Raw genomic sequence first — 15,824 nt, forward strand, 5'->3', positions numbered from 1 at the left:
TCACGCACCTCCTCGGCGGTACGGGATGCCGACACAGGCCGGCATGCGCAGCCGCTGGGCGACCGTGACCAGCACCAGCAGGGTGACGAGGTACGGCGTGGCGTAGATGAGCTGCGTGGGCACCGAATCGGTGCTCTGGAAGACCACGAAGGCGGCCGCGCCGAGCAGCGCCAGGGTCAAGGGCAGGCGGGGCCGCCGGCGTACGAAGACGATCGCCGCCGTCCACAGCAGCACGGCGGCCAGGAGCAGCAGCACGTGTACCGCGCTCGGCTCACGCAGTTGCAGGGCGTCGGCGTACCCGAACAGCAGGGCGCCACCCGCCGTGCCGGCCGGGCGCCAGTTGCCGAAGATCATGGCGGCGAGCCCGATGAAGCCCCGGCCGCCGGTCTGACCCTCCCGGTAGATGGTGGAGGAGACGGTGACCAGGTAGGCCCCGCCGAGCCCGGCGAGCGCGCCGGACACCAGCACCCCGTAGTACCTCATCCGCTGGACCGGGACGCCGAGCGAGTCCGCCGCGGCGGGATGTTCGCCGACGGAGCGCAGGCGCAGCCCGAAGGCGGTCTTCCAGAGCACCACGAAGCTGACCGGGATCAGCGCGACGGCGAGCACGGTGAACCAGGAGACCTCGTGCAGGAATCCCCGCAGGATGCCGCTGACGTCGGCCAGGAGGAACCACCGGCTCCGCTCCAGCTGTCCGAGCAGGTCCGGCGTGCCCCAGCCGCCCGCCAGGAACGGCATGCTCACGGTGCCGATGGCACCCGTGACGGGAGGCGACTGGGTGGCCCCCGCCCCCGGCAGGCCGCTGAAGGCGATGACGGACAGGAAACGGGCGACACCCACCGCCAGGATGTTGACGGCGATGCCGCAGACCACCTGATCCACGCCGAACGTCACGGTGACGACCGCATGGAGCAGGCCGGCGATGACGCCGCCGAGCGCACCGGCGAGCACCCCGGCCCAGACGCCGTAGAAGTGGCCGGCCCAGGCCCCGCACACGGTCCCGATGATCATCATGCCTTCGATGCCGAGGTTGACGACGCCCGCGCGTTCGCTCCACAGGCCGCTGAGGGCGGCCAGCCCGATGGGGACCGCCAGCCGAAGCGCGGCGCCCATCGCACCGGAGCCGGTGAGGGCCTCGGCTCCGGTGAAGGTCCTGACGGCCGACATCGCGAGCAGGAGGATGAGTACGGCGAGCACCCAGCCGCGCGGATTCTTCATGGTCATGTCGCGGGCCTCACCGGCTCGGGCGTGACGACCGGGACGCTCTCCTCGCGCATGAGCCGGGCGGCGCGCCTGAGGTCCATGCGGCGCACCACTTCATGGGCGCCCACGACGCTGATCACGATGACGCCCTGCATGATCGTGACGATCTCCTTGGGCAGGCCCTGGATGTCGAGGATCAGCGCCGAGCGCTCCAGGAAGCCGAACAGCAGCGCGGACAGCGCGATGCCGACCGGGGTGTTGCGGCCGAGCATGGCCACGGCGATCCCGGTGAATCCCGCCCCGGAGGGGAAGTCCACGCCGTAGCTGTAGGTGTTGCCCAGCAGGTCCGGCAGCCCGGCCAGGCCGGCCAGCCCGCCCGAGACGAGCATCGTGAGGAGGATCATGCGGCGTGGCTCGATGCCGTGGACGTGGGCCGCCGCCGGGTTCAGCCCGCTGGCCTTCAACTCGTAGCCGTACCGCGTGCGCGTGAGCAGCAGATGCACCGCCACCCCCAGCACGACCGCGCCCAGCGCGGCCCCTCCGAGGTGGGTGCCCGCGGGGAGTGAGAGCCCGAACAGCGACACCAGCCCGTCGAGTTCGGGCAGCCGGGCCGACGGCGGGAGCTCCGGCGTCGATCCGGAGGCGCTGCCGGCCGCGAAGAAGTCGGCCAGCAGGTAGGCGATGACGGCGGTGGCGACGTAGTTCAGCAGGAGCGTGGACAGCACCTCTGAGACCCCGCGCCACACCTTGAGCACCGCGGCGATCCCGGCCCAGAGGGCGCCGGCGAGCACCGCGACCAGGCCGACGAGGGCCAGGTGCAGCGGACCTGGCAGGTTCACAGACGCGCCGACGACCGCGGCGAACAGCGCGGCGACGCGGTACTGGCCTTCGACCCCGATGTTGAACAGCTTCATGCGGAAGGCCACGGCCACGGCCAGGCCGGCGAAGAAGTAGATGGCCGACCTGTTGACCGCGGAGACGAGCGAGTCCGGCCGGAGCCCGAACTCCAGCATCGTCAGGTACGCCCGTCCCGGCGAGGCGCCCACCGCGGCGAGGAGTGCCGTGGTGACCGTGAGCGCGATCAGCAGCGCGAACGCAGGAGCAGTGAGCGCGCTCAACATCCGCCTGGTGAGCGAAGCTGCGCGGGGGGACATCGGGCCTCCTCTCCTGGGTCGGTCGGTCAGGGGACGACCGGGACGGTGATCCCGCCAGAGATGATCTTTTTGCGGATCTCCTCAAGCCGCGGTTCGACGTCGGTGAGGGCGCCACCGCTCGTGGCGTAGCCCACCCCGTCCTCCTTGAGCCCGAACTCGCGCAGACCGGAGGTCGTCTTGCCCCGCACCGCCTCCTGGATGACGCGCAGGACCGCGACGTCGAGCTTCTTGGTGGCGCTGGTGAGGATCACCTGGGAGAGCCCCTGGTCGACCGTCTTGCGCTGATCGACGTCGACCCCGATCGCCCACTTGCCCGCCGCCTTGGCCGCCTGGAACACCCCGATCCCTGAGGCGCCGGCGGCGTGGTAGACGACGTCGGCGCCGCCGTCGTACATACCGCGAGCCGCTTCCTGGGCCTTGTCCGGCGCGGAGAATCCGCTGAAGTCGGGCGGCTGGCTCATGAACACGCTGGAGAGCTGGATCTTGGGGTTGGTCGCTCGGGCGCCGGCCGCGTACCCGGCCAGGAACTTCTGCTGGGGCGGCGTCTGCACGCCCCCGATGAAGCCGATCCGCCCGGTGCGCGACTTGAGCGCCGCGGCCACGCCGACCAGGTAGCTGGCCTGCTCTTCGCGGAAGACCACGTTGGTGACGTTCGGCAGCTTCACGCTCGCGTCGTCGATGATGACGAACTGCGTGTGGGGAAAGGCGGGCGCGATCTTCGTCAGTGGCTGGGCGTAGAAGAAGCCGACGGCCAGTACGGGGTTGTGGCCCGTCTCGGCCAGCAGCCGCAGGACCTCCTCCAGGTTCGACCCGGCGGAGTTGGGGCTGAGTTCCTTCACCGACACGCCCAGCTGCGCCTTGGCCTGGTCCACGGCGGACCCGACCGAGTCGTTGAAGGACTTGTCACCGCGTCCACCGCGGCTGTAGGCCACGCCGACCGCGATGGCGGAGTCTGCGGCCGCGCCGTTCCTGCCGGGGGCCGGGTTCACGCCGGTACAGGCCGCCAGCGAACACAGCACAAGGCAGAGGGTGATTAATCGGGACACGCGCACCTCCGCTGACCGGATCATGGCCGGGTGAATCTCGGCTCAGCGCCCATCGTGAATACTCATCAGACAAGTGTCAAGGGTTCTCAGATGAGTTGCTCCAGCCGCTTGGCGACCCCGTCGTCGTCGTTGGACGCGGTCACCTCGTCGGCCGTCGCGAGCACCGCCGCATGGGCGTTGGCCACGGCCACCGCCGTTCCCGCCCAGGTCAGCATGGGCAGATCGTTCGGCATGTCGCCGAACGCGATGACGTCCGCACTGCCGAATCCGAGCCGCCCCGCCATCGACTCCAGGGCGGCCGCCTTGGTGACACCGGCGCGCATCACCTCGCAGAACACGTCCGCCGAAATGGTGACCTCACACCCGGAAAGCAGCGCGCGCACGCCCTCGTAGTAATCGCGGGCGGTCCCCTCCAACTGCACCATGAGCTTGCCGACCTCGTGCCGGACAAGCGCCTCCTCCAGGCGTGGCACCCGCCGCGCGCTCCGTGACAGGGGGGCGGGCAGCTCGAAGGCGTCCTCCAGCAGCAGCTCCATCCGGCACTCCGCGCCCAGCCGCACACCGGGAAACCGGTCGCGCAACACCGACAGCGCCGTCACCAGACGTGTCTCGGCCAGCGGGCAGTAGTCGACCACCTCCTCCCGGGCGAAGTCGAAGGTGATGGAGCCGTTGCCGCAGACCGCGATGGGCGCGCCGCCGACCGCCGCCGCCACGTGCCGCGTGTCACGGACCGGCCGGGCCGTCGCGATGACGAACACGTGTCCCGCGTCCTGTACGCGGCGCACGGCCGCCCGCGTACGTTCCGACACCAGGCCACGGGAGTCCAGGAGGGTCCCGTCGAGGTCGCACACGATCATCCGGCGCTTCACAGCGGCTGCTCGGTCAGGTGCGGCGTCACCCATTTCGCGACCTGCGATTCGATGACGTCGAGGGCGCCCGCCGTCAGGACGCCGTCGATGGTCTCGGCCAGGTTCCGCCGCGGTGCCAGCCCCTGGAGGACCACCAGGTCGCCGTCCGCGAGGCCGGTGCCGGCCCGCCAGGACGACTCCGGCATGGATCTGGCCACACGCGGCAGGTCGCGCGCGGAGGTGCGCACCGTCAGCAGCGCACATGCCGCGCCCGCGCCGACCGAGCCCAGGAGCCGGGCGATCTTCTGGATCCTGGTCCGCCTGTCCGCGTCACGCCAGGCGGCCGGGCTGGCGATGAGGTGGGGGACACACGACCGCAATGTGCAAATAATCCGCATATGGTGGTGCGCCATCGCGGAATCAGGTCCGTCGACATCAATGACGGCATCGGCGAGTTCGGGAATCTTGCCCTCTCCGGCGCCGAACGAATGAATCACCTCGGCCGGCGATGACCGGCTCTCGAAGAATTGCCGGGCGATTTTCGGATACTCGGTGACGACCCGGATTCCGGGCGGCAGGTCGTCGGCGCTCTCCGCCGGATGATCGCCCGGCACGGCGAGCACCATCCGCCAGGGCGGATCCGCCCCCACGACGTGCGTGAACGCCTCCACGAACTCGACCTTCGCGCCGGTCTCCTCGATCCAGTCGGTGCCGGTCAGGCCGAGATCGAAGGCGCCACTCTCGACGACCAGCGGTATTTCGCGCGGTTTGTAGAAGGCCACTTTCAGGCGATCGCCGTACTCGATACTCGCCCGATAACTGCGGTCCGAGGTTCTGCGTACGTCGAGACCGGCGGCGGCGAAAAGGCGCAGAATCGGCCGCTCAAGATACGACCCCTTGGGCAGCGCGAGCGAGACCATGCAGTCCTCCTAAGCCTGTTTCATGAGAGCTCGCAGGGCGAGGTCGATCATGCCGGTGTCGGTGGCCTCCGACGCCATGCGCCGCAGCGTGGCCCGGTCCATCCAGCGGGCCTCGACGAACTTGTCCTGCTCGATCCGGGGCCGGGTCAGGTCGCCCGCGACGGTGGCGAGCACGTCGATCTCGCGTCTGCGCGCGCCGTCGCCATCGCTCCAGTCGAAGACGTCCACCACGCTGTCCACCTCGACCAAGTGCCACCTCGTCTCCTCCTCGATCTCCCTCGCGAGTGCCGCGCACAGCGTCTCCCCCTCTTCGACATGCCCTCCGACGATGTCCCAGCAGCCGGGAAAGAGCCGTACGTGGGGCGCGCGCCGCTGCATGAACACCGCGCCGACCGGGTTGACGAGAACGGCGCCCACCACGCACCGCACGCCGTCCGCGGCCGCCTCCCGCTGGACTCGCTCGAACTCCGCCGGATGCGGAGCACAGCCGCTCATACCGCCTCCTGGTGCGCGTAGTAGGTCGCGTACAGGGCGGCGAACGGGCCGTCACGCCGCAGCAGCTCGTCGAAGCGGCCTTCCTCGGCGACCTGGCCCTGGTCGAGGACCAGGACGCGATCGGCCCGCCGGATGGTCGAGAGCCGGTGGGCGATCACCAGCACCGTCCGGCCGGTGAACAGCCGGGACAACGCGTCCTGGATGCCCCGCTCGGTCAGCGGGTCGACGCTGGCCGTCGGCTCGTCCAGGAGGAGGATGTCCGGTTCGCGGAGGAACATCCGGGCCAGGGCGATGAGCTGCCGCTGCCCGACCGACACCCCCCGGCCGCCGGCGCTCACGTGGTCGTCCAGGGACATCGGCATGCTCCGCGACCACACGTGGTGCCCCATCCGCTCGATGGCGCGTTCGGTGTCCGCGCGGCTCGCGCCCGGCCGGCCGTACGCGATGTTCTCCGCGAGCGTGCCCGCGAAGACGAACGGGTGCTGCGGGACGACACCCACCCGTCGCCGGTACGCGCGCAGGTCGAGCGTGCGGATGTCGCGGCCGTCGACCAGCAGCTCGCCGCCTTGGAACTCATAAGCCCTGGCGATCAGCTTGGCCAGCGTGGACTTGCCGCCGCCGGTGTGCCCGACCACGGCGACCGTCTCCCGTGCGGCGAGCCGTACCTCGAAATCCTCGAACACCGTGCTGCCGGGCCCGTAACCGAAGCGCAGGCCGCGTGCCTCGATCTCACCGGTCAGGCCGGTCACCGGCTCGTTCCCGCGCTGGACGACGGCGTGCTCGCTGTCGATCAGCGCGAAGACCCGCTCGGCGGCCGCGAGCCCCTGCTGGAAGAGGCTCCAGAAGGCCGCCGCCTGCGTGACCGGCTGCCACAACATGCCGAGGGCTTGCAAGGCGAAGTACCACTCACCCGGCGAAAGCCCACCGAGCACCGCGAACCGGCCGCCCTGGTAGAGCACCACGGCCGTGGCCAGACCGGCCAGCAGCGTCAGGACCGGCAGGATGACCGCGTAGATGAGGCCCTGCCTGACGTAGACCTGGTACGACAGCCGGTTGACCGCGTCGAAGTCGCGATACACCGTCTGTTCCCGGCCGAAGCTCTTGGCGACCGAGATGCCCATCATCGTCTCGTGCACGTTGGCGTTGACCCTGGCCATCACCCGGCGCGTGGCCGCCGCCGCCGTCCTGGCCACCCTGCGGAAGGCCAGGGCCGCGGCGAGCAGGATCGGCAGCGCCGCCAGGATGGTCAGGCCGAGGTCGACGTCGATCCAGAACACCGCGCCGCCGAGCAGCAGCACCAGGAGCAGCTGGCTGAGCAGGTTCAGGGCGAGGGTCATCACCGAGCCGAAGCCCTCGGTGTCGCCGGTGACGCGGCTGAGCACCTTGCCGACCGAGTTCTCGTCGTAGAACGCGACGTCCTTGGCCAGCGCGGCGTCGGCGGCCTCGCACTGCAGGTGGTAGACCATCCGGCCCACCAGCCGGGCGGTGATGGCCTGGCGGGCCCAGTTCATCGCCCAGGCCAGCGCCGCCGCGGCGACCACGAACACGCACAGCTGAAGGCCCAGCCCGGCTCCCCCGCCGATCTGGTCGATCATGCGCGAGATGACGATCGGCACCGAGGCGGTCAGCAGGACCGACCCCACGACAAGCACGGCCGAGCCGAGCATGGCGCCGTGCTGGGCCCGCAGGTAGCGCAGGATTCGGGCCAGCAGCCGGCGGTTGCCGTAGACGCGGTCGTACTCGTCGGCGTGCAGGCCCGCGAAGAGGTCGCTCACGTGTAGATCTCCCGGTACAGCGCACAGCGCGCGATCAGTTCGTCGTGCGACCCCTGGTCGACGACCCGCCCGCCGTCCAGCAGCAGGATGAGGTCGGCGCGCCGGATCTGGCCGGGGCGGTGCGAGATCAGCACGGTGGTACGGCCGGCCGCCGCGCGCTCGATCGCCTCGGTGATGGCCGTCTCGGTCCGGGCGTCGACCGCGCTGGTCGCGTCGTCCAGAGTGAGGACGCGCGGCTCGGTCAGCAGCGCCCTGGCGATGGCCAGCCGCTGACGCTGCCCGCCGGACAGCGTCGTCCCGCCCTCGTTGAGGATGGTGGCGTAGCCGTGCTCCATCGCCTGTACGAACTCATCCGCGCACGCCTGCTTGGCGACGCGCAGCACGTTCTCGTACTCGGCCTCGTCCGGCGAGCCGAAGGCGATGTTGTCCAGCACGCTCTTGGCGAACAGGAAGATCTCCTGGTCGACGTGGCCGATCTGGCGGCGCAGCGCGCCCGGTTCCCACTCGCGCACGTCCCGGCCGTCGATCAGCACCCGTCCCTCGGTGGCGTCGTACATCCGGTTGACCAGCTTGACGAGCATGCTCTTGCCGCTGCCGGTGGGTCCGACGACGGCCAGGGTACGGCCGGCGGGCAGGTGGAAGGAGACGTCACGCAGGATGTCCTTGCCTTCGTGGCGGAAGGACACGCGGTCGAAGGTGATCGCGCCGTGGATCTCCGTCACCGTGCCCCGGGCGTCCTCACGCTCGGCGGGGTCGCCCTCGATGATCTGCCGCATCCGGCCGGCGGCGACGAAGCCCTCCTGGATGACCGGAACGGCCTGCTCGGACATGGTGACCGGCTGCGCGAACAGCACCAGCCAGCCGAGATAGGTCACCACCTGGGCCAGGCCCAGCTCGCCCTGGGAGTAGAGGTAGAGGGAGTGGAGGGCGCCGATCGCCATCGCGAGCGCGAAGCTCAGCGCCGGCAGGTAGACGGCCTGCGCTCTGCCCCGCCTGACGAAGGCGTCCCGGTAGGCGGCGGCGGTGTCCCTGAACGCCTGCCGTTCGAGGTCCTCCTGCGTGGACGCCTTGACGGTGGCGATGCCGGCGAGGGTGGCGGAGAAGCGTTCGTTGAGGTCGGCGAAGGTCTCGCGGGTGCGGATGACCAGCGGGTTCAGCCGCCGCAGGTGGTAGTACAGCGCGTACGCGAACACCAGGACCAGCACGCCGGGAGCCAGGAGCAGCTGGGCGTTCAAGGTGGCGATGAACAGGATCGGGACCAGCAGCGCCAGGACGCCGTTGGCGGCGGTGGCGACCCCGGGGCTGAGCATGTAGTCGACGAGCCTGGCGTCGTTGATGGCCCGCGCCAGGATGTCGCCGATGCGCTGCTGGTCGTGGAAGGACATGCGTTTGGCCAGCAGGCTGCGGTACAGCTCGTCGCGTACATCCCGTTTGACCCGCTGGGCGATGATCTCCATCGAGCCGTTGGACATCAGGTCGGCGGCGAACCGGCCGGCCGCCAGCAGGCCGGCCGTGATCGCCGCCGCCCCGACCGCGGCGAGGTCGTGGCGGGCGCCGGTGGCTTGGGCGAACGCCGCGCCGACCTGGACGGGGATGAGCGTCGAACAGAGGTTGGCCGCCACCGCCGTGATGGCGAACAGCAGCAGGAGCATCCTGTGCCGCCGGAGATGACCGGCGACCCATCCCCCTATGCTCCGGGACGCGACCGGTGGGGCATCACCGGCCGGTCGCGTCTCCTCAGCCATGTCTCACTCCGCTCACCGCGACTTCCGCCTACGCCCACGCCTGGACCGGATGCTTCAGCAGACTCTCCCCCGCCGCGGTCAGCTCCTCCATCGCCCGGTCGCAGAGCACGGACGCCGCCAGGGCATCGGTGATCGACGGCGCGTCCTTGGCGTGGCCGTTCGTCTGGTGCCCGTCCCGCCTCCCGCGGCAGGCGTCGACGAAGGCCTGGAGCTCGGGCCCGAACCCGCTGCGCGCCCAGCCGTGGTCCAGGTTGCGCGTGCTGTGCAGTTCCTGGCCGTACGGCAGGCCGTCGGACAGTTCGAGCGTCACCCGCTCCAGGGAAGGGGCGCTGTAGCGGCTGCCGTCCATGCCCTGCACCTCGACGCCCATCAGGAAGCGCTTGACATGGTTGCCCATGCGCAGCGTCGAGAGTGAGCCGTCGTCGTGGCGCAGGAAGAGGTTCACCTGGAAGCGGTCGGGCGCGCCGGGGATGGCGTGCGCGTCCACCTGGACGACAGGAGAGGGCACGAACCAGCGGGCCAGGTCGAGGGCGTGCACCCCGTTGTGCCGGATCCACGCCTCCAGGGTCGTGTCCACCCCCCACTGCGGAGCGGACGGGTGGCGGCTGTAGAAGTCGATGGTCACCGAGCACGGGCTGGACCGGATGTCCGTGCTCAACTCGTGCAGCCGCTGGAGGGTTTCGGCGTAGCGGAAGTTGAAGCCCACCTGAACGTGCCGACCGCTGCGGCACACCACGCGCTCCAGATCCTGGAGCGCGTCAGTGGACGGCCCGGCCGGCTTCTCGACGAAACAGTCGACGCCGCGTTCGGCCAGCTGCCGGGTGAGCCGGTAGGAAGGCTCCGGGGGCACGGCGAGGATCGCCGCGTCCACGGTCTTGAGGTCGATCGCCTCGATGGAGTCGGCACGGACCGCGCCGGGGGCCAGGGCTTGCACCTCGGCGGCCAGCGACAGGTCAGGGTCGACACAGGCCACGACCTGGTAGCCACGGATCCGCTGCAGGAAGGGGAAGAGGTTCTGCTGCATCTGGCGGCCGCAGCCGACGAGCGCGAGGCGCAGGAGATCAGCCACGGTCGGCTCCGTTCCAGTCTTGGAAGGCGCGGCGCGCCCGGTCGTGGAAGTCGCTCCAGTCGAGGTCACGATGGGCCAGACTCACGAAGGACGGGTGCCCTTCGAGCAGGAGGATGCCGGCGCCGGTGAGAGCGCCGAGCAGCGCCTCACGCCGCTCCTTGTCACCAAGGAGCGCTTCGTCGTGGTAGACCAGCTCGAACATCCCGCCGCCGAGCACCGGGCGGGCGCCGAGCAGGTCCGCCACCCCCGCCTCTTTGGCCGCCGCGGAGAGAACTGCCGCCACCTCGGTGCCGATCCGGCCGACCTCCGCCCACCCGTCCGGCGCGTCCTGGGTGGGCTTCTCCAGAATGTCCCTGGTCGCCAGTGCGGCGTAAACAGCGATCATCTCCTTGGAGAACGTGCCGCTGAGCCGGGCCCGCTCCGCGTGGGCGAGCAGGTCGGCGCCGCCCACCAGGATGCTCAGCGGCGCCCCGTTGGCCAGCGCCTTGCCGATCACGATCAGGTCCGAGCCGATGCCGTTGTCGTGGTCATAGCCCAGCGCCGAGATCCGGCCGCCGGTCTTGGTCTCGTCGAAGACGGTGAGCAGGCCGGCCTCGCGGCACATCGCGACGGCCTGCCGCAGCACGTCGGGTGTGGTGAACGAGGCCAGGTAGGCGTCGAAGACGAAGCAGCCCAACCGGCCCCGGTGCCGCTCCAGCAGCTCCGACAGGGACTCCAGGCGCAGATCGACCCAGTTGAGTACCGGCTCGGACTCGCCGATCCCGCGCATCCCGTCGGTGTACCGGAGCTTTTCGCGCAATGGCGAGTGCAGCGGCTCGTGCCACTTCAGGGAGTTGGCGATCTGGGAGTCGTGCCAGCCGACATAGCCGCTGCGGACGATACCGAGCCGGCCGGTCCGCATAGCGGCCAGCCGGAAAGCCGCGGTGACGGCCTCCGAGGCGGTCTTGAAGAACGCGCCCCTGTCTCCGGGACGCTCGCCCAGCAGCCGTTCCAGATATTCCTGGTGGAAGGTGGTGAACCCCGGCATCATGATGCCGTTGGTCAGATAGCCGCCGAGAATTTCGTTGAAGAGGTCGTCCGAGTGGCCAATTATCACTGGTCCATAACCCATGACGAAGTCGATGTACGGCACGCCGTTCGCGTCCGATACCTCGCCTCTCTTACCTCGCGAGAACAGGAGCTGTTGTCCCTCTGCCCTGAACTTTTTGGTGATCTTCGAGTGAGCGATCCGCTCATATTGCAACAATGATCCTCTCCTTCCGGGCCATGCTTAATAAGATCGAAATGCAATTCCAGCGACAATACCTTCGCCCGGCCGGACTCCGTCAAGTACTCCTTTTTCCAGGGTCACCCGATATTCCGGGTTCTCCGCGCGATGAAAAGAAAAGGGATCACGCTGGAGCCGATCACGCGCGGGCCAGGCGACTCGGCGGCGACATAGCAAGGCTTCGAGAGCGCCGTCAAGTGCTCCTTATTCCAGGGTTGACAAAACGGTCGCCGCATATCAAGTTGTGTGGGCCATTGTCGGCGTGATGTGGAGGCGACGTGGACCACGAAGCGACCCGGGGAAGCCCGGATATCATCGGGCGCAGTAAGCGTCTGTGGTTACTGCCCGGCGGGCGGTGCCTCGTGCAGATAATCCCCAGCCTGCGCAGTTTCACCTACCAGCGTGATGAAATCGTCGAGCGTACCGGCCCGCTGCGGCTGGCTTTCTACGAAAGGGCCGCGGCCAGGATCGAGGCCGCGGGGGTGCGGTGCGCGTTCAGGGAACGGGTCGCCGAGGACTCCTACCTCGCCGACTACTGCCCCGCGCCCCCCTTCGAAGTGATCGTGAAGAACAGGGCCACCGGATCGACCACCCGGAAGTACCCCGGCCTGTTCGAGGACGGCGCGCCACTGCCCCGCCCGGTCGTGAAGTTCGACTACCGGATCGACCCCGAGGACCAGCCGATCGGCGAGGACTACCTGAGGGTCCTCGGGCTGCCGGTCGAGGAGATGCGCGAACGCGCGCTCGCCGTCAACGAGGTGCTGCGATCGTGGCTGCGCCCGCTGGACGTGTGGGACTTCTGCCTCATCTTCGGGCAGGCGGGCAACGGCGAGCTGACCGTCATCTCCGAGATCTCCCAGGACTGCATCCGGCTGCGGCACGAGGACGGATCCCCCCTGGACAAGGACCTGTTCCGGGACGGTGTCGAAGCAGACGAGATCGTCAACCAGTGGAGTCGCGTCCTCGATGTCATCAAGTGACGCCCGGGTCGCGCTGGTCACCGGCACCAATCGCGGCAGCGGAAAGGCCATCGCCGAGGAACTACGCGACCGCGGCTATCGCCTCTTCTCCCTGAACCGGTCCTTGGCGAGGGAGGACTGGCTCGGGGAGCTCCGGTGCGATCTGGCCGACCCCGCGCAGATCAGGAGCGGGGTCGGCCAGGTGCTCGACGAGGCGGGCCGGATCGACGTCTGCGTGTCCAACGCGGTCGAGCGGGTTCTCGACCCGATAGCCGAGTTGAGCGGGGCGGACTGGGAACGGCTGGTCTCGATCAACCTCAGCGCCAGCTTCCACCTGGTCAAGGCCGTCCTGCCCGCGTTGCGGGCCGGCCGTGGCGTCTTCGTCGCGATGGGCAGCCACGCCGGCACCCGCTACTTCGAGGGCGGCGCCGCCTACAGCGCCACCAAGGCCGGGCTGAAGGCGCTGGTCGAGACACTGCTGCTGGAGGAACGCCGCAACGGGGTCCGGGCCTGCCTCGTCTCTCCGGGAGCCATCGCCAACCTGGACGGCGATGACTCGGCGCACAAGATGAGCACGCGGTCGGTCGCCCGTTGCGTGGGCACCATCGTCGACTCCTGGCCGACGGACCTCGTGGTGGGAGAAATAGAGGTACGCCCGGCCGACCTTGCCGAACCGCCCATCACCGGCATCGACCGTCTTCTGCATGTGTAGTTTCCGAGGAGGAATCATGCTCTCCCTCGTACTGCCGAAGGGGTCGCTGGAGCGGCGGGCCCTACAGCTGTTCGCGGCCGCGGGACTGCCCATCCGGCGGCCCTCCGAACGGTCCTACCGTGGCGTGATCGACTACACCGGCGTGACGCACGTCGCGTTCTACAAGCCGCGCGAGATCCCCTTGGCGGTCGAGAGCGGGACGTTCGACCTCGGGCTGACCGGCGCCGACTGGATCGAGGAGACCGGGGCCAAGGTCGAGGTGGCGGAGTCCTTCGACTACTCCAGGAACACCGAGCGGCCATGGCGGCTGGTGCTCGCGGCCCCGGCCGACCACCCCGCCACCAGCGTGAGCGACCTGCCCGACGGCGTCCGCGTGGCCACCGAATACCCGAACATCGGCCGCCGCTTCTTCCAGGCCGCCGGACGGCGGGCCGAGGTGGTCGTGTCCTACGGCGCGACGGAAGCCAAGATCCCGGAGCTGGCCGATGTCATGATGGACGTCGTGGAGACGGGCCATTCGCTCCGCCAGAACAACCTGCGGATCATCGAGACCATCCGGACCTGCGGCGCGCAGCTGATCGCCAACCCGGCCGCGTACGCCGAGAAGGGCAAACGCGGCGTGATCCAGAACATCGCGCTGCTGCTGCGCGGCGCCTGGGTCGGCCCGTCCCACGTGCTGCTGACGGTCCGGACGCTGGCCGAAACCCTGCCCCAGGTGGTCACCGCGATGCCCGGCCGATCGTGGCGCGCCGGGTCGGACCTGGCGGACGAGAACCTGGTCGTGCTCCAGGGAGTGCTGCCGCGCGGGGACGTCCCTGAGACGATCGACGTCCTGCTGTCGGCCGGAGCGGTCGACGTCACCGAATCGGGAATCGGCCTCCTCGCCTCGAACGTGTCGCGATGCTGATCCGTACCACGAACGACCGGCTCGTCCCCGTGGACGGAGCCGGCTGGCGCGCGTCCTCCGGCCTGCTCGAACTGCGTCTGGCCGCCCCCGTCTCCGCCGACCCCGCCATCCCCGCGCCCGCCGTCCCCGCCGACACGATCCCGGGGGGCGCCGCGGTCGCCCGCGTTCTGCTCGCCGTTGACCTGGACTGCCGTTCCCACGTGCTCGACGTCGACCTCATCGGGCTGCCCGCCGAACTGCTGGCGCCACTGAGCCGGTACGCCGTCCCTCCCCGCCCGTCCACCGGCAGCGGTCCCGTCGCCTTGGACCTGGACGCGGCCTGGTTGTGGATCCACGTCCAGGACGGTCACCGCGTGTCCCGGCAGCGCCGGTCCGCCGACGTGCGCTTCTCCTTCGCCGGAGCCGGGCTGGTGGCCATCCAGGCGCGCCTGACCGAAGCGGCGAATGAACCAGATTAGAGCGAAGGAGACTCATGGACCGCCAGCCAACGCCGGACACCACGGAACCGAGGGAGAAGTCGCCGCAGCGCTCCCCGTGGGTGCTGATCGCCATCGTCTATCTCGGCGGGGTCGCCGCGGCGATGAGCCTCGGCAAGTTCGCCTCCGTCGGGCCGGCGGTGGCCGGTGAGCTCGGGCTGTCGCTGTCGGAGCTGGGCTGGGTGATCTCGGCGGTCGTCGGCGTGGGCGCCGTCGTCGGCCTGCCCGCCGGATACCTGGTCCGCCGCTTCGGCACGGAGCGGTCGCTGATCACCGGGCTGGTCTTGATGGGTGCGGCGAGCGCGGCGAGCGTGTGGGCGGGCGGCTTCGGCTGGTTGCTGACCGCCAGAGGTGTCGAGGGCGCCGGATACGTCCTGGTCACCATCGCCTGCCCGGCGCTGATCCTCCGCCTGGCCAGTGAACGGGACCGCGGCACCGCCCTGTCGATCTGGGCCACGTTCGTCGCCGTCGGCATCGGACTGAGCACCCTCGGGGGCGGCGTACTGGGCTCCGCTCTGGGCTGGCGTGGCTGGATCGGGCTTATCGCCGCACTGACGCTGGCGATGGCCCTGGTGGTCTGGGTACGGCTGCCGCGCGGGTCCGGCCGGCTGGTGGCGGCGGGACCCGTTCCCAAGATCGGGGCCCTGAAGTGGCCGGCGGCACTCGCCCTCGCCTTCTGCCTGGGCGCGCTGGTGACCATTCCGGTGATCGTCCTGCTGCCCACGCTCCTCATCGAGGAGTACGGCCGCACGGCCACCGCCGCCGGCGCGGTGACCTCGGTGATCTCCCTGCTCAGCGCGCTCGGCGGATTGGCCGTGGGAGTGCTGCTCCGCCGTGGCACGCCGGTCCGCGTGCTCGCGCTGGTCGGCCTCCTCACCGTCCCGGCGGCCTGGCTCATGTACGGTGGCGCGGCTTCGCTGACGGCGGCGCAGGTCGGCGCGGCGATCATCTCGATGGAGAACGGCTTCCTGGGAGCCCTCGTCTTCGCCGCGCTCCCGATGGTGCTGGACCGTCTCGACCACGCCGATGTCGGCAACGGCGTCGTCGCTCAGGCGGGCAGCCTCGGGTCGTTGCTGGGCCCGCCGATGTTCGGCCTGGTGGTCGCCGGGCCGGGCTTCCAGGCCCTCGTACCGGTCATCGCCGTCGGGATGATCGCCGCCGTCGGCGCACTGCTGCTGGTCGGCGGCCGGGCGGCCCGGTCATCGACTGAGCCCGTCAAAGCGCAACCCAGGTAGCCATCGCGAACGC

General features: G+C 69.9%; 15 protein-coding genes. 5 read left to right on the plus strand and 10 right to left on the minus strand.

Features of this window, described 5'->3' with window-relative positions:
* From AB0J16_RS34655 to AB0J16_RS34700, 10 genes are all read right to left on the minus strand, one after another.
* Positions 1-1,224, minus strand: a complete 1,224-nt coding sequence (locus tag AB0J16_RS34655) for an ABC transporter permease (protein WP_358547353.1) — start codon at positions 1,222-1,224, stop codon at positions 1-3.
* On the minus strand, positions 1,221-2,357 hold the full coding sequence (locus AB0J16_RS34660) for an ABC transporter permease (protein ID WP_358177027.1): 1,137 nt from the start codon (positions 2,355-2,357) through the stop codon (positions 1,221-1,223). Before AB0J16_RS34660 ends, AB0J16_RS34655 begins: the two co-directional genes overlap by 4 nt.
* Positions 2,358-2,383: 26 nt before the next feature.
* Entirely contained in the window at positions 2,384-3,403 is a 1,020-nt protein-coding gene (locus AB0J16_RS34665; protein ID WP_358547356.1) for a BMP family ABC transporter substrate-binding protein, read from the minus strand.
* Positions 3,404-3,489: 86 nt separating this feature from the next.
* Positions 3,490-4,272, minus strand: coding sequence for an HAD hydrolase family protein (locus AB0J16_RS34670; protein WP_358547359.1), 783 nt, complete (start codon positions 4,270-4,272; stop codon positions 3,490-3,492).
* On the minus strand, positions 4,269-5,171 hold the full coding sequence (hisG, locus tag AB0J16_RS34675; RefSeq protein ID WP_358547362.1) for an ATP phosphoribosyltransferase: 903 nt from the start codon (positions 5,169-5,171) through the stop codon (positions 4,269-4,271). The genes AB0J16_RS34670 and hisG (AB0J16_RS34675) overlap by 4 nt, the downstream gene beginning before the upstream one ends.
* Before the next feature lie 9 nt (positions 5,172-5,180).
* On the minus strand, positions 5,181-5,666 hold the full coding sequence (locus AB0J16_RS34680) for an NUDIX domain-containing protein (RefSeq protein WP_358547365.1): 486 nt from the start codon (positions 5,664-5,666) through the stop codon (positions 5,181-5,183).
* Positions 5,663-7,441: an ABC transporter ATP-binding protein gene (locus AB0J16_RS34685; protein WP_358547368.1), complete on the minus strand. Its 1,779-nt coding sequence runs from the start codon at positions 7,439-7,441 to the stop codon at positions 5,663-5,665. The genes AB0J16_RS34680 and AB0J16_RS34685 overlap by 4 nt, the downstream gene beginning before the upstream one ends.
* Entirely contained in the window at positions 7,438-9,186 is a 1,749-nt protein-coding gene (locus AB0J16_RS34690) for an ABC transporter ATP-binding protein (protein ID WP_358547370.1), read from the minus strand. The genes AB0J16_RS34685 and AB0J16_RS34690 overlap by 4 nt, the downstream gene beginning before the upstream one ends.
* Positions 9,187-9,214: 28 nt before the next feature.
* Positions 9,215-10,255: a Gfo/Idh/MocA family oxidoreductase gene (locus tag AB0J16_RS34695; protein WP_358547373.1), complete on the minus strand. Its 1,041-nt coding sequence runs from the start codon at positions 10,253-10,255 to the stop codon at positions 9,215-9,217.
* Positions 10,248-11,501 (minus strand): aminotransferase class III-fold pyridoxal phosphate-dependent enzyme, encoded by a 1,254-nt coding sequence (locus tag AB0J16_RS34700; RefSeq protein ID WP_358547376.1) that lies wholly within the window; start codon positions 11,499-11,501, stop codon positions 10,248-10,250. The genes AB0J16_RS34695 and AB0J16_RS34700 overlap by 8 nt, the downstream gene beginning before the upstream one ends.
* A gap of 383 nt (positions 11,502-11,884) precedes the next feature.
* On the opposite strand from AB0J16_RS34700, the gene AB0J16_RS34705 reads away from it, so the two are divergent.
* From AB0J16_RS34705 to AB0J16_RS34725, 5 genes are read left to right on the plus strand one after another with little or no spacing between them, the layout of a single operon-like run.
* On the plus strand, positions 11,885-12,502 hold the full coding sequence (locus AB0J16_RS34705) for a phosphoribosylaminoimidazolesuccinocarboxamide synthase (protein WP_358547379.1): 618 nt from the start codon (positions 11,885-11,887) through the stop codon (positions 12,500-12,502).
* Positions 12,489-13,193 carry an SDR family NAD(P)-dependent oxidoreductase gene (locus AB0J16_RS34710; RefSeq protein WP_358547381.1) on the plus strand — a complete coding sequence of 235 codons (705 nt, stop codon included), beginning with the start codon at positions 12,489-12,491 and terminating at the stop codon, positions 13,191-13,193. The genes AB0J16_RS34705 and AB0J16_RS34710 overlap by 14 nt, the downstream gene beginning before the upstream one ends.
* A 16-nt stretch (positions 13,194-13,209) precedes the next feature.
* Positions 13,210-14,100, plus strand: a complete 891-nt coding sequence (gene hisG / locus AB0J16_RS34715; protein ID WP_358547384.1) for an ATP phosphoribosyltransferase — start codon at positions 13,210-13,212, stop codon at positions 14,098-14,100.
* Positions 14,094-14,558 carry a hypothetical protein gene (locus AB0J16_RS34720; RefSeq protein ID WP_358547387.1) on the plus strand — a complete coding sequence of 155 codons (465 nt, stop codon included), beginning with the start codon at positions 14,094-14,096 and terminating at the stop codon, positions 14,556-14,558. Before hisG (AB0J16_RS34715) ends, AB0J16_RS34720 begins: the two co-directional genes overlap by 7 nt.
* Before the next feature lie 14 nt (positions 14,559-14,572).
* Complete coding sequence (locus AB0J16_RS34725; protein ID WP_358547390.1) at positions 14,573-15,811, plus strand: MFS transporter; 1,239 nt, start codon at positions 14,573-14,575, stop codon at positions 15,809-15,811.
* Positions 15,812-15,824 lie beyond the last annotated feature (13 nt).

The sequence above is a fragment of the Nonomuraea sp. NPDC049750 genome (assembly GCF_040659625.1).
GTDB lineage: Bacteria > Actinomycetota > Actinomycetes > Streptosporangiales > Streptosporangiaceae > Nonomuraea.